The sequence below is a fragment of the Sphingopyxis sp. MC1 genome (genome assembly GCF_000371385.1).
GTDB lineage: Bacteria > Pseudomonadota > Alphaproteobacteria > Sphingomonadales > Sphingomonadaceae > Sphingopyxis > Sphingopyxis terrae.
On sequence record NZ_AOUN01000024.1, the window covers coordinates 58,848 to 73,591 of the forward strand.

Below are 14,744 nucleotides of genomic sequence, written 5' to 3' on the forward strand. Positions count from 1 at the left end.
CCCGACCGGCGCGTCAATGCGCCGCGGCGCCGCCGAGGCCGTCGATCTTTTTCGATTGCTTGGCGATCAGGCCGGGGAAGAAGCGCGCGAGGCGACCGAGGCGGCGCGCCATCTTGCCGACGGGGACATGCACGCGGTCGCCGTGAACGGCATCCCACGCTGCCTTTGCGACATCCTGCACCGGCGAGATTTCGAAACCGCTCGCCGACAGGCGGTCGCGGGCCGGCTCGTTGCTGTCGGCGCTGACCTGATCGAGCAAAGGCGTGTCGATGAAGCCGGGCATCAGCGAGCGAACCTTGATCCCATATTTGGCGAACTCGATCTCCAGCCCCTCGGTCAGCCCGCGCACCGCGAACTTCGTCGCCGAATAGACGGCAAGCCCGGCGACGCCATAGAAGCCCGACGCCGATCCGGTGTTGAGGATCGCCGATCCGGGGGTCGCGCGCAGCAACGGCATCGCCATGTAGATGCCGTTGACGACGCCGCCGAAATTGATGGCGATCAGCCGGTCCGCCTCTTCGGGCGGCATGTCGAGGAACTGGCCGCCCGATCCGATACCGGCGTTGTTGAACAGGACGTCGAGGCGACCGCCGCTCGCGGCTGCGAATTCGGCAAGGGCAGCTTTCCATTGGTCGCGGTCGCGTACGTCCATGACATGGCGCGACGAGGCGCCTTCGGGAAGCAGCGCGGCGGTTTCGTCGATGCCCTGCTTGTTCACGTCGGCGATCCCGACGAACCAACCCTGCGCCGCGAAATATTGCGCGGTGGCACGGCCGATGCCCGATCCGCCGCCGGTGATGAATATCGCCTTCCGTGCCATCCCGTCCTCCCTGACATGTTTGTCAGTAGAGAACAGGCGAAGTTGACGCGCCCGTCAAGCGCAATCGCGGCGCCCGGCGCAAACGGGCTTTGACAGCGATGCGCGCGGCGATATGGAGCAAGTGGGGTCGCAGGGGAGTGTCAGACGATGAACAAGCTGTTTTTGGCCGCCGCACTGGCGGTCGTTTCGATCCCAACGGCTGCAACCGCACAGGCTCCGAATGCCGCGCTGACGATCGGCGACTATGTCGCGGCCATGCGCACGACAATCGGGACGGTATTCGAGGGCGGTATCCAGATCCTGGCGGTAGACGCCGAGGACAATACGCTGGTGATTACCGTGACCGGACCCGACGGATGGCGGGCCGACGCAACGCCGCAGCAGGTTTCCGATGCCCTCGTCATAGGCTTCTGCGAAACCTCGCCCGAATTCTTCCGGTCCAGCCACATCACGATGCGCGTCGATTCGATCGATATGAAGGCCAAGACGAAGGGGCCGGTGGTCGCGGATTGCCCATCGGGCGGCGCGTGAGGGCGTCGCACGTCGTTCCGCCGCCTCTGGACGTCCGCCTCCTTTCACCCTATGTTCATGCACCAGCGCGCTATATGCGGCGCGTTGGATTGGAATAGGGGCGATTCTTGCGGTTATTGCTGACCCTTTTGGCGCTGCTCACCGGCTTCGCGACCGCGGACCGGGCGATGGCGGCGCCTGCCACGCCCGTGGCAATGGGGTCGCTGGTCCTGCTCGCCGAAAGCGCGAACAAGGCCGAGGCGAGCGATAGCGAACGCCGACCAACCACCGCTACCCCGACTCGCCGCACGACGAGCGGCGGCAGCGGCAAGCCGCGCAAGGCGGCCCCGCCGCATCTTCCCGGCCTCCTCACCGGCAGCGACCGCGCGCTCGAATAGCCTTTTGGCGATGCCCTGACGGGCCAGGCTCCGAATGATCGGGGCCTTTTTCTGCATATTCGTGCGGCGCGTCCGCCACCCTTTTCGATAATCCAAGGAAATCCGCCATGTTCGGCAGCATTGCCAAGAGCCTGTTCGGCTCGTCCAACGACCGCTACGTCAATTCGATCCGCAAGACCGTCGCCAAGATCAACGCCTTCGAGCCCGAAATGGAAGCGAAGAGCGACGAGGAATTGAAGGCGCAGACTCCGAAGTTCCGCGCCCGGCTCGATGCCGGCGAAACGCTCGACGACATCCTGCCCGAAGCCTTTGCGACGGTTCGCGAAGCGGCAAAGCGCACGCTTGGCATGCGCCATTTCGACGTGCAGATGATTGGCGGCATCGTCCTCCACCGCGGCGAAATCGCCGAAATGGCGACGGGCGAAGGCAAGACGCTGATGGCGACTTTGCCCTGCTATCTGAATGCGCTCGAGAGCAAAGGCGTTCACGTCGTCACCGTGAACGATTATCTGGCCCGCCGCGACGCCGAATGGATGGGCACCGTTTATGGCTTTCTGGGGCTGACGACCGGGATCATCGTTCCCAACCTCAACGAAACCGAACGCCGCGCCGCCTATAACAGCGACATCACCTATGCGACGAACAACGAGCTGGGTTTCGACTATCTGCGCGACAACATGAAATATGACCGCGGCCAGATGGTCCATCGCCCGTTCAATTTCGGCATCGTCGACGAAGTCGATTCGATCCTGATCGACGAAGCGCGTACGCCGCTGATCATCTCCGGCCCGACCGACGACAAATCCGAACTCTATATCCGCGTCAACGAAGTGGTGCTCCAGCTCGGCGAAGAGGATTATGAGAAGGACGAAAAGGCGAAGTCGATCAGCCTGACCGAAGAAGGCACCGAGCATGTCGAGCGATTGCTCGAAAACGCCGGGCTGCTCCAGGGCAGCAACCTCTACGACATCGAGAACACGCAGGTCGTCCATCACGTCAACCAGGCCCTGAAAGCCATCGTGATGTTCCGCCGCGACACCGACTATATCGTCAAGGACGGCAAGGTCGTCATCATCGACGAATTCACCGGCCGCATGATGGATGGCCGCCGCTGGTCCGACGGCCTGCACCAGGCGGTCGAGGCGAAAGAGGGCGTGAATATCGAGCCCGAAAACCAGACGCTCGCCTCGATCACCTTCCAGAATTATTTCCGCATGTATCCTAAGCTGTCTGGCATGACCGGCACCGCGGCGACCGAGGCGGCCGAATTCTTCGAAATCTACAAGATGAACGTCGTCACCATCCCGACGAACCGCCCGATCGCGCGCATCGATGAGGAAGATGAATTCTACAAGAATATCACCGACAAGTTCGGCGCGATCGCACGCACGATCCGCGATGCGAACGAGCGCGGCCAGCCGGTGCTGGTCGGCACGGTGTCGATCGAGAAGTCCGAGCTTCTGTCCTCCTATCTCGAAAAGGAAGGCGTGCCGCACAGCGTCCTCAACGCGCGCTTCCATGAAAGCGAAGCGCATATCGTCGCGCAGGCCGGCCGCGCCGGCGCGGTGACAATCGCGACGAACATGGCGGGCCGCGGCACCGACATCAAACTCGGCGGCAGCGAAGAATTCCGCATTGAGGACGAGCTGAAGGACATGCCCGAAGGCGCCGAACGCGACGCCGCCGAGGCACGAATCCGCGAGGAAGTCGCCGCCGAGCGAGAGGCGGTGAAGGCCGCCGGCGGGTTGTTTGTGCTCGCCACCGAGCGTCACGAAAGCCGCCGCATCGACAACCAGCTGCGTGGCCGTTCGGGCCGTCAGGGCGACCCCGGCCTGTCGAAATTCTACCTCTGCCTCGACGACGATCTGCTTCGCATCTTCGGTCCCGACACGCTGTTCGCCAAGATGATGAACAAGAATCTCGAGGATGGCGAAGCGATCGGATCGAAGTGGCTGTCGAAGGCGATCGAGACGGCGCAGAAGAAGGTCGAGGCGCGCAACTACGACATCCGCAAGCAGGTGGTCGAATATGACAACGTCATGAACGACCAGCGCAAGGTGATCTACGAACAGCGCGGCGAGATCATCGACAGCGAAACGGTCGATGACGCGATGACGGCGATGCGTGCCGAAACGGTCAATGCGATCGTCGCCGATGCGTGCCCGCCGGGCAGCTATCCCGAGCAATGGGACATCGAGGCGATGAAGGAGCGGGTGGCGAACATCCTCGACCTCAGCCCGCCGTTCGATGAATGGATGCAGGAAGATGCGGTCGACGCCGAGATCTTCGAGGAGCGCATCCAGCAGATGGCCGACGCGGCCGCCGCCGAAAAGGCGGCGCAAGTCGACCAGGAAAGCTGGCGCGGTATCGAAAAGTCGATCCTGCTCCAGACGCTGGACCATCATTGGAAGGACCATCTCGCGACGCTCGACGCATTGCGGCAGGCGATCTTCCTGCGCGCCTATGCGCAAAAGCAGCCGATCAACGAATATAAGGCCGAGGCTTTCGGGCTGTTCGAACGGATGCTGCAGAATATCCGCGAGGATGTGACGCGCACCGTGGCGCGGATCGATTTCCAGTTCCAGGAACCCGAACCGATGCCGCTGCCCGACCTGCCAGACTTCCTGACCACGCACATCGATCCCTTCACCGGCGAGGACAACAGCGCCGATATCGACGGCGGCTCGCTGGGCGTGATCGCCGACACGCTGCCGCCGATGCAGGTGCCGCGCCCCGATCTTCCCGAAGGCGAAAATCCCTATGCGGCGCTGGAGATCAGCCGCAACGCGCCGTGCCCCTGTGGTTCGGGCCGCAAGTACAAGCACTGCCACGGGCAGCTTTGACGGCATAGGACGGCGGGGCCGCGCGCCGGTGCGCGCGGCCCTTCGCGCCGTGACGAGGCCGCTTGCCATCGCGCGGCGGCGCGATTAGCATCTTTCCCATAAGCTTGGTGGCCGTGTAGCCGCCGGGCGACGTAGCAGGTCGGAACAGGGCGCCGCGTTTATCGTGCGCGGTTGGCGTGGCTGTTGCGTGGAAAGGGTCGGAGCATTTCCTTCTTCGACGAGATGATAACCGGGGATGGCGGGACCAGGCCGCCCTATCGCGAATATTGCGAATGGTTCGATGCCGAGGATGCCCAGCGCATCCAGCGCAAGACGCAGCAGGCCGAAGCCTTTTTTCGCACCACTGGCATTACCTTCAACGTCTATGGCGAGGCCGACGCCGACGAGCGACTGATCCCGTTCGACGTCGTGCCGCGGATCATCGCGGCGGGCGAATGGCGGCGCCTGTCGCGCGGGATCGAACAGCGGGTGCGCGCGCTCAACGCCTTTCTCTACGACATTTATCACCGGCAGGAGATTTTGCGCGCCGGCCGGGTGCCGACCGCGTTGATCGCGCGCAACGATGCCTTCCTGCCGATGATGATGGGCATGGATCCGCCCGGCGGCGTCTATACCCATATCAGCGGCATCGATATCGTCCGCACCGGCGCCGACGAATTCTATGTGCTGGAGGATAATGCCCGCACTCCGTCGGGGGTGTCCTACATGCTCGAGAATCGCGAAACGATGCTCCAGATGTTTCCGGAGCTCTTCGCGAAAGTACCGGTGCGCGAGGTCGGCGACTATCCGATCAACCTCCTGAAATCGCTGTCGGCCTGTGCGCCGCCGATGTGCAGCGGTACGCCGACCGTCGCGGTGCTGACGCCGGGCATCCACAACAGCGCCTATTTCGAGCACAGCTTCCTAGCCGATCAGATGGGCGCCGAACTGGTCGAAGGGCATGACCTGCGCGTCGTCGATGGCCGGGTCGCGATGCGCACGACGCAGGGCTATCGCGCGATCGACGTCCTTTACCGCCGCGTCGACGATGACTTTCTCGACCCGCTGAATTTCCGTCCCGATTCGATGCTGGGAGTGCCGGGGATATGGGACGTCTATCGCGCGGGCGGCATCACGATTGCCAATGCGCCGGGGACCGGGATCGCCGATGACAAGGCGCTCTATAGTTACATGCCCGACATCATCGAATTCTACACCGGCGAAAAGGCGCTGTTACCCAACGTGCCGACGTGGCGATGCAGCGAGCCCGAACATCTGCGCGAGGTGCTCGACCGGCTTCCCGAACTGGTGGTGAAGGAAGTGCACGGGTCGGGCGGCTATGGAATGCTCGTCGGGCCGACCGCAAGCCGGAAGGAAATCGCAGCGTTCCGCGCCAAGCTGGAGGCAAACCCCGGCAATTATATCGCCCAGCCGACCCTGTCGCTTTCGACGGTGCCGATCTTCACCAAAAAGGGCCTTGCGCCGCGGCATGTCGATCTGCGTCCCTTTGTCCTGATGTCGCCGCAGGGCGTCACCATCACCCCCGGCGGCCTGACGCGCGTCGCGATGACGAGGGGATCGCTGGTCGTGAACAGCAGCCAAGGTGGCGGCACCAAGGACACCTGGGTGTTGGAGGACTGATGGGGATGGCGCTTGGCACGGGGATCGGTTTCAACCCCCTCCCGCCTGCGGGAGGGGCTGCGAGACTTGCGAACTCGTTCGCTAGTCGCAGCGGGGTGGGCATGCAGCGCGATCGGTCTACCCACCCCGCTGCGCCTAGGCAGCAAGCTACCAAGCCTCGCTTCCCCTCCCGCTTGCGGGAGGGGAAGGAGGCGCGCCCATGCTAGGCAAAACCGCAGGCAGCCTCTTTTGGATGGCGCGCTATCTTGAACGAAGCGAGAATAATGCGCGGCTGATCGACGCGGGCTTTCGCATCGCGCTCACCCGGTCGCAGACGGCGCCCGCCGAATGGCGCTCGATATTGGAGACCGCGGGGGTCGATCAGGCATTCCTGGCGACGCACGATGATTACAGCTCGGCGCGCGTCGTCGATTTCCTGCTGCGCGACCCGGCCAACCCGTCGAGCATCCTGTCGATCGTCAAGCACGCGCGCGACAATGCGCGCACCGCGCGTACCGCGCTGACGCGCGAGGTGTGGGAGGCGGTGAATACGAGCTGGATGACGTTGACCGACCTGCTCAAGCGGCCGGTGCGCGAGGACGATCTGCCCGACGTGCTCGCCGCGATCCGTCAGCAGAGTGCGCAGGTGCGTGGTGCGCTGACCGGCACGATGCTGCGCAACGATGGCTATAATTTCGCGCGGCTGGGCACCTTCCTCGAACGCGCCGACAACACGGCGCGCATTCTCGACGTAAAATATTATCTGCTGCTGCCCTCGGTCGCGCATATCGGCACGTCGATCGACAATGTGCAGTGGGAAACGATCCTGCGGTCGGTCTCGGCGCACCGCGCCTATCGCTGGCTTTACGGGGCCGAGATCAGCGCGCTCAAGATCGCCGAATTCCTGATCCTTTATGGCCAGATGCCGCGCAGCCTCGCCTTTTGCTGCGCCAAGATGCAGGACAATCTTGCCTGGCTGCAGCGCGGCTATGGCGAAGAGACCGAGGCAGGGCGGATGGCCGATGCCCTGTGCCGGCAAAAGCTCGCGGGGCCGATCCAGGCGATCTTCGATGGTGGCCTGCACGAACATCTGACCGATTTCCTGTCCGCCAATTCGGCGCTCGCGATGCAGATCGAGCGCGATTACCGTTTCGTGGAGTGACGATGTTCCTGCGTGTCGAACATACCACCCATTATCGCTATGACGCTCCCGTCGGCTATGCGCTGCAACAACTGCGCCTGACCCCCAAGGACCGGCCGGGCCAGCAGCGGATCCACGACTGGACGATCGAAGTCGAGGGCGGGGAAAAGCAGCTCCATTATGTCGATCATCACGGCAATGGCGTCGATCTGATCGCGGTGCACGGCGGCGATGCCGAACTTGTCATCCGGTGCCACGGCGCGGTCGAACTGCTCACCACCGACGGGGTGATCGGGGCGCATCGCGGGGCGATGCCGCTGTGGACCTTCCTCCGCCCGACGCCGCTCACGCGTGCGGGACGGGGCGTGCGCGCGCTGACCGCCGGATTGGGCCGCGACTTTGCGAACGATATCGAACGCGCGCATGCGCTGTCGGCGGCGATCCTCGACCGGCTGGCCTATCGCATCGGCGTCACCGATGCCGAAACGACCGCCGAACAGGCGTTGGGGGGCGAGGGCGGGGTGTGCCAGGATCACGCCCATATCTTCATCGCCGCGATGCGCCATCTGGGCCATCCTGCGCGTTATGTGTCGGGCTATCTCAGCATGGACGACCGCACCCATCAGGACGCCACCCACGCCTGGGCCGAGGCGCATTTCGCCCATATCGGCTGGATCGGCTTCGACGTCAGCAACGGCCATTCGCCCGACGAGCGCTATATCCGCGTCGCGACGGGGCTCGATTATCGCGACGCCGCCCCGGTTCGCGGCATGCGCTATGGTGCGGCGCAGGAAAATCTGGTTGTCCAATTGCAGGTGCAGCAATAATCGGGACATCACAGGGGCGGGACGGGGATTCGATGACCTATTGCGTGGGCATGCGTTTGAACAAGGGGCTGGTGTTCATGTCGGACACCCGCACCAACGCCGGCGTCGACGACATATCGCAGGTGCGCAAGATGCGCAGCTGGCACGTGCCGGGCGAGCGCGTGATCACGCTGATGTCGGCGGGCAATCTGGCGACCACCCAGGCGGTCGTCAGCCTGCTCGACGAGCGTACCAAGGCACCCGAGGAACGCCAGCCGTCGATCCTGCAGGCGCCGTCGATGTTCCAGGTCGCGACGATCGTCGGGGAAACGCTGCGCCAGATCGTGCTGCGCTACGGCGCCGAAGGGCCGGCCGCCGAATCGATCTTTCGCGCCTCGTTGATCGTCGGCGGGCAGATTGCCGGCGCCGAACCGCGCCTGTTCCTGATCTATCCCGAGGGCAATTTCATCGAAGCGGGGGAGGATAATCCCTTCTTTCAGATCGGCGAAACCAAATATGGCCGCCCGATCATCGTGCGGTCCTACGATCCCGCCATGTCGTTTGAGGATGCGGTCAAGCTGCTGTGCGTCTCGTTCGATTCGACGATCCGCGCCAACGCCGGGGTCGACCTGCCGATCGACCTGAAGGTCCACGAACGCGACGATTTCCACGGCGTCCACGAACGCCGCTTCGAACGCGACGATCCCTATTTCCACAATGTGTCGCACGGCTGGGCCGAAGCGCTGGGCATCGCACTAGCCGAACTGCCGGACTTCCATTTCTAAATCCCCCTCCCGCTTGCGGGAGGGGGTGAGGGTTACCGGTTCTTCCGGCCTTCGATCAGCCCGTCGACCAGGCTCGGGTCCGCCAGCGTCGACGTGTCGCCGAGCGAGCCGAAGTCATTCTCCGCGATCTTGCGCAGAATCCGCCGCATGATCTTGCCCGACCGGGTCTTCGGAAGGGCGGGGGTCAGGTGGATATGGTCGGGCGTCGCGATCGGGCCGATTTCCGTGCGCACCTGCTGCCGTAGCGCGGCGGCAATCTCTTCGGTCGGCTCGACCCCCGCATTCAGCGTGACATAGGCGTAGATGCCTTGGCCCTTGATGTCGTGCGGAAAGCCGACGACCGCAGCTTCGGCGACCAGATCGTGCAGCACGAGCGCGCTTTCGACCTCGGCGGTGCCCATGCGGTGGCCCGAGACGTTGATGACATCGTCGACCCGCCCGGTGATCCGCCAATAGCCCTCGGCATCGCGGCGGCAGCCATCGCCGGTGAAATATTTGCCCTTGTAGGTCGAAAAATAGGTCTGGATGAAGCGGTCATGGTCGCCATAGACCGTCCGCGCCTGCCCCGGCCAGCTATGCGTGATGCACAGATTGCCCTCGGTCGCGCCGCCGACCTGCTCGTCGGCAAGCACCGCACCGTCGGCGTCGACGAGTTGCGGCCGAACGCCGAAGAAGGGGCGCCCCGCACTGCCCGGCTGCATCGGATGCGCGCCGGGAAGCGTCGTGATCATGATGCCGCCGGTCTCGGTCTGCCACCAGGTATCGACGACGGGGATGCGGCCCTTGCCGACGAGATGGTGATACCAACGCCATGCCTCGGGATTGATCGGTTCGCCGACGCTGCCGAGCAGCCGGAGCGTCGACAGGTCGTGGCGCGTCACATAATCGTCGCCTTCGCGCATCAGCGCGCGGATCGCGGTCGGCGCGGTGTAGAGGATGTTGACCCGGTGTTTGTCGACGACCTGCCAGAAACGGTCGTGGTCCGGATAATTGGGTACGCCTTCGAACATCAGCGTCGTCGCGCCATTCTGAAGCGGGCCGTAGACGACATAGCTGTGCCCCGTGACCCAGCCGATGTCGGCGGTGCACCAGAAGATTTCGCCCGGCCGATAATCGAACCCGTACCAGAAGGTAGACGCGGTCCACACGCTGTAGCCGCCGACGGTGTGCAGCACGCCCTTGGGCTTACCCGTCGAGCCTGAGGTGTAGAGGATGAACAGCGGATCTTCCGCGCCCATCGGTTCGCACGGGCAGTCGGCGTCGACATCGGCCGACAGCGCATCGTACCAATGGTCGCGGCCTTCCTGCATTGCGACATCGCCGCCGGTGTGCGCGATGACGAGCACGCCCTTTACCTCGACGCGCTCGAGTGCCTTGTCGACATTGGCCTTAAGCGGGATCGTCTTGCCGCCGCGCAGCCCTTCGTCGGCGCAGATCACCCAGTCGCTGCCGCAATCTTCGATCCGCCCGTGGATCGCCTCGGGCGAAAAGCCGCCGAAGATGACGCTGTGGATCGCGCCGATGCGCGCGCAGGCGAGCATCGCCATCGCGCCTTCGGGGATCATCGGCATATAGATGGTGACGCGGTCGCCCTTGCGGACGCCCATCTTCTTGAGCGTGTTGGCCATGCGGATCGTGTCGGCGAGCAGCGCGGCATAGCTGATGTGCCGCACCTCGCCATCGGGGGCGTCGGGTTCAAAGATGATCGCGGTGCGCATCCCATGGCCCGCGGCGACATGGCGGTCGAGCGCATTGTGGCAAAGGTTGAGAACGCCGTCCTCATACCATTTGATGCTGACGGGATCGTAGGACCAGCCCGCGATCTTCGTTGGCGGCGTCATCCAGTCGATGCGCTGTGCCTGATCGGCCCAGAAACCGTCGGGATCGTCGATGCTGGCGGCGTAGAGCCGGTCATAGTCGGCCGCGCTGCAATGCGTGTTCGCGGCGGCATCGGCGGGCACGGGGACGAAGGGTTCGGAGGGGGGTAGTTCGGACACTGCATCTCTCCTCTATTTGCTATCCCCTTAGCCGTTCGCATCGAGCGAAGTCGAGATGCCCTATCGTCATTGCGCGCCGTCGTAGTGTCTCGACTTCGCTCGACACGAACGGGGGTGGAGTATTATGCGGCTGCCCGATGGCGTGGACGAAAGGACGAAGGATGGCCGGGATCGAGAAAATGACAGCAGGCCTGCTCGATACGCTCGGCGTGGAGCACGCGCTGTACACCCAGGGTTCGATGCCGTCCCATTCGCCGCTGACCGGTGAGCAGATCGCGGCGGTGCGGATCGCCGATGCCGCCGACACCGACGCCGCGCTCGCGGCCGCCGGTGCGGCGTTCCGCGCGTGGCGCGACGTGCCCGCCCCACGCCGCGGCGAACTGGTGCGGTTGTTCGGCGAAGAACTGCGCGCCGCCAAGGATGATCTTGCGATGCTGGTGACGATCGAAGCCGGCAAGATTCCGTCCGAAGGCGCTGGCGAGGTGCAGGAGATGATAGACATCTGCGACTTTGCTGTCGGCCTGTCGCGCCAGCTTCACGGCCTCACCATCGCGACCGAGCGACCCGGGCACAGGATGATGGAGATATGGCACCCGCTGGGCGTCGTGGGCGTCATCTCCGCCTTCAATTTTCCGGTCGCCGTCTGGGCATGGAATGCCGCGCTAGCGCTCGTCTGCGGCAATAGCGTGGTTTGGAAGCCTTCCGAAAAGACGCCGCTTACCGCCTTGGCGACGCAGGCGATTTTCGAGCGCGCGTTGCGGCGGTTCGGCGATGCGCCCGCGGGATTGTCGCAGGTTCTGATCGGCGGGCGCGAGACGGGCGAGGCGCTGGTCGACGATACCCGCGTCCCGCTCGTCTCCGCGACGGGATCGACGCGCATGGGCCGCGCGGTGGCGCCGCGCCTCGCGCAGCGGTTCGCGCGTGCGATCCTCGAACTGGGCGGTAATAACGGCGTGATCGTTGCGCCATCGGCCGACCTCGACCTTGCGCTGCGCGGCGTCGCCTTCGGCGCGATGGGCACCGCGGGGCAGCGCTGCACGACGACGCGGCGGCTGTTTGTCCACGACAGCATCTATGACGGCTTCGTCGCGCGGTTGAAGGCGGCCTATGCCAGCGTCGGCGTCGGCAATCCGCTGGAAAGCACGGTGCTGGTCGGCCCGCTGATCGACCGCGCTGCCTATGAGGCGATGCAGGCAGCGCTGTCGGCGGCCAAGGCCGCAGGCGGCGTCGTGCATGGCGGCGAGCGGGTCGGCGACGGCGCGAGCTATTATGTCCGTCCCGCACTGGTCGAAATGCCCGGCCAGGCCGGCCCGGTGCTGGAGGAGACGTTCGCGCCGATCCTCTATGTCATGCGCTACGACGATCTCGACACCGCGATCCGCCTGCACAACGATGTCGCGGCAGGGCTGTCGTCGGCGATTTTCACCACCGATCTGCGCGAAGCCGAGCGCTTCCTGGCCGCGAGCGATTGCGGCATCGCCAACGTCAACCTCGGCACATCGGGCGCCGAGATCGGCGGGGCGTTCGGCGGCGAGAAGGAAACCGGCGGCGGACGCGAGAGCGGGTCGGATGCGTGGCGGCAATATATGCGCCGCGCGACGAACACGGTAAACTATTCCGACGCGCTGCCGCTCGCGCAGGGGGTGTCGTTCGACGTCGGCTAGCGCTGTGGAAGCGGCGCAGTCAGGTCGATCCGCGCGATCTCGCGGATCTTGTCGCCGTCGATCCGGGCTTCGACCAGGCTCGTGCCCATGAGGCCGAAGATGCGGCCGTTCAGAAACACCGGCCGTGAATTGCCGTACCAGTCGATGCACGAAACTTCGCATATATAGCTGGCGTCGGTTTCGACCTGATCGGCCGGCGTTGCGGCAAGCGCACCGGCGTCGGCAAGCTGCCCGGTTGGTGATTTGGTCAGGAAGCTGAGGTCGGAGGTATCCGAGCGCCACCACCATCGTCTCGACTCCGCGCTCAGCTTGACGGTCGGCAGGCCGATGATCCCATTGCCCGCTTCGTCGACAATGCTGTTGAAGGCATGGCTGCGGCCTTCGCTTTCGTATCGGTCCGGCAGGAAGGCAGACGAGAGGATATGCGCGTCCTTGCCGAGACCGATCAGCGTCAGAGTCAGGCCGCGGTCGTCGCGATAGCCATTGACGATGACGTCATTGCCCACGCGTTCGGTGCGAACGATATTGTGGGGAACGTCGATCACCAGCGCGTCCTTCGGGCGCTTGACCGGCACGGCAACGACCTTGCTCGATTGCGGGGGCGTGTCGGGGTCGGGCGGATCGCCGCTCCAGCCATTGCGTCCGCCGAACACGAGCCAATCGTCGGCAAACCGATTTTCGACAATCGCCTTGCCTGTCGATGGAAGCGGCGTGAAGGCGCTGTCCGCTACGGGTTGGAAGATCGTGTCGAAGACGCCGGTACGGATTTTCAGAAAGGCGTTTTGCGCGGGTTCAGCATAGCCTGAACGGCAGCGGATGCTGCGCCAGTCGACCAAGGCGCGAAATTCCCCGTCGCGTTCATCCATCGAAAGATGATCGTAGGGCGCGCCCGAAACGCCGACGACGCCTGGCGCGCGGCTGCCGATCGGCAGGCGATAGAGCGCGCCCGGAGCAACGTCGCGGCGGTCGGCGCGCGGCCGATCGAGGGGGGCGCCATCCTCGGCCTGATCTTCGTCGCAACCGGGCAAATGCCACCACTCCCGATCGCCGAACGCCGATGTCCAAAGATAGACGGCTTCGGGCGACACGAACATTTCGGCCTTTCGAGGCCCCACAAATCCGGTCGTGCGGCATTCCAGGCTGCGCTTGCTGTCGAAGCCGCCAAGCGGACAGAGCGAGATTGCGTGGACGGTCGGGTCGTCCGTCCGCAACACCGGTTTGTAGATCGATCGCGCATCGAGCAACGGGGTGCCGCGCGCTTGGCGCGTCTTGCGCTCCGCTTCGGGCAGCCACCGCCTCAGTATCGGGCGTGCGTCGCGTTCCTCGAACTGGTCGAGCGCATAGGGCGTGTATACGACGAGCGTGTCGCCGACGATGCGCGTGGCATAATTGTCGACGTCGTAATAATCGTCGGACGTGATGAGGAAGACGCCTTCGCTTGCCACCTTGCCGCTCGCCTGATCGAGCTTGAAGATCGACATTTCGGTCGCATCGTCATCATAGCTGTAGGCAGTGACGATGATATGATCGTCCTGAACGAGCATCTCATCGTACCAATCGGCACCCTCGAAATCCTTGTCCCACCGCTGCTTCCCGGGCCGGTCCGGCGGCAGGTGCCGATAGACGTCGGCCCGGTCGGTAAGCTGCATCGTCTTCACATTGATCGCAAAGATCCGACCGTCCTGCAAAACGAGCAGATAGTCGCCGATCTGCTTGACGATATCGCCCTCGTCAACGCCAGCGGTCTGGACGTTCGTGATCGACGTCGGCGCCGCGGCGCGCGACCCGGTCACGATAACGTCTCTCACGCCACCTTCGCCGGGGCAGTCCTCGGGCTTTTCGCATAAGGGGTCGCCGCCTTGCATCGCCGCCGCGACGACGATTTCCGAGGATCGCGCGGTATAGCGTTCACGTCGGTCGCGCAGCCGTTCGAGCGACCGGAGATACGCCCGGAATTCGCCTTCGCTCGCATAAGGGACGAGCTCGGGCGAAGTTATCTGATCGAGCCGCTTGTCGTCGATCGCCGGGAGTGGCGCGGAGGCGGTTTGGGGCGTTGCGGGCGCCGAAGCGCAGGCCGCGAGCGATGCTGCCATGCCGATCGTCAACAGACCACGCACCATATCGCTTCCCCCCTTGCCCGGATGAGGAATATCATCAACGCTGGTGAGGGTTTAGCGCAAA

The 14,744-nt window shown here is 64.3% G+C and carries 11 protein-coding genes; 8 read left to right on the top strand and 3 right to left on the bottom strand.

The genetic code is table 11. The annotated features are described in order from the left end of the window. Positions 1-13: 13 nt before the first annotated feature. Entirely contained in the window at positions 14-820 is an 807-nt protein-coding gene (locus EBMC1_RS17460; RefSeq protein WP_003052734.1) for an SDR family oxidoreductase, read from the bottom strand. A 147-nt stretch (positions 821-967) separates the two neighbouring features. Between EBMC1_RS17460 and EBMC1_RS17465 the strand changes: the two genes are divergently transcribed. The 7 genes from EBMC1_RS17465 (at position 968) to EBMC1_RS17495 (ending at position 8,902) form a co-directional block, all read left to right on the top strand. Further along, the gene (locus tag EBMC1_RS17465) at positions 968-1,351 is read left to right on the top strand and encodes a hypothetical protein (protein WP_003052738.1); all 384 of its coding nucleotides are present in this window, start codon (positions 968-970) and stop codon (positions 1,349-1,351) included. Positions 1,352-1,458: 107 nt separating this feature from the next. Further along, positions 1,459-1,728 (top strand): hypothetical protein, encoded by a 270-nt coding sequence (locus EBMC1_RS17470; protein ID WP_120694221.1) that lies wholly within the window; start codon positions 1,459-1,461, stop codon positions 1,726-1,728. Between the two features lie 107 nt (positions 1,729-1,835). Further along, on the top strand, positions 1,836-4,571 hold the full coding sequence (secA, locus tag EBMC1_RS17475) for a preprotein translocase subunit SecA (RefSeq protein WP_003052744.1): 2,736 nt from the start codon (positions 1,836-1,838) through the stop codon (positions 4,569-4,571). Between the two features lie 222 nt (positions 4,572-4,793). Then, entirely contained in the window at positions 4,794-6,191 is a 1,398-nt protein-coding gene (locus EBMC1_RS17480; protein WP_040590869.1) for a circularly permuted type 2 ATP-grasp protein, read from the top strand. A 199-nt stretch (positions 6,192-6,390) separates the two neighbouring features. Beyond that, a complete protein-coding gene (locus tag EBMC1_RS17485) occupies positions 6,391-7,332 on the top strand; it encodes an alpha-E domain-containing protein (RefSeq protein ID WP_003052750.1) in 942 nt (313 codons plus the stop codon). Positions 7,333-7,334: 2 nt separating this feature from the next. Further along, a complete protein-coding gene (locus EBMC1_RS17490) occupies positions 7,335-8,138 on the top strand; it encodes a transglutaminase family protein (RefSeq protein ID WP_040590872.1) in 804 nt (267 codons plus the stop codon). Between the two features lie 32 nt (positions 8,139-8,170). Continuing rightward, positions 8,171-8,902, top strand: coding sequence for a proteasome-type protease (locus EBMC1_RS17495; protein WP_003052754.1), 732 nt, complete (start codon positions 8,171-8,173; stop codon positions 8,900-8,902). 32 nt (positions 8,903-8,934) lie between these two features. On the opposite strand, the gene acs is transcribed toward EBMC1_RS17495, so the two are convergent. Continuing rightward, on the bottom strand, positions 8,935-10,899 hold the full coding sequence (acs, locus tag EBMC1_RS17500; RefSeq protein WP_003052757.1) for an acetate--CoA ligase: 1,965 nt from the start codon (positions 10,897-10,899) through the stop codon (positions 8,935-8,937). Positions 10,900-11,078: 179 nt separating this feature from the next. Here acs and amaB point away from each other — a divergent pair, with 179 nt between their 5' ends. Then, on the top strand, positions 11,079-12,563 hold the full coding sequence (gene amaB / locus EBMC1_RS17505; RefSeq protein ID WP_003052760.1) for an L-piperidine-6-carboxylate dehydrogenase: 1,485 nt from the start codon (positions 11,079-11,081) through the stop codon (positions 12,561-12,563). On the opposite strand, the gene EBMC1_RS17510 is transcribed toward amaB, so the two are convergent. Next, positions 12,560-14,683, bottom strand: coding sequence for a beta-propeller domain-containing protein (locus EBMC1_RS17510; RefSeq protein ID WP_003052763.1), 2,124 nt, complete (start codon positions 14,681-14,683; stop codon positions 12,560-12,562). The genes amaB and EBMC1_RS17510 overlap by 4 nt on opposite strands. Positions 14,684-14,744 lie beyond the last annotated feature (61 nt).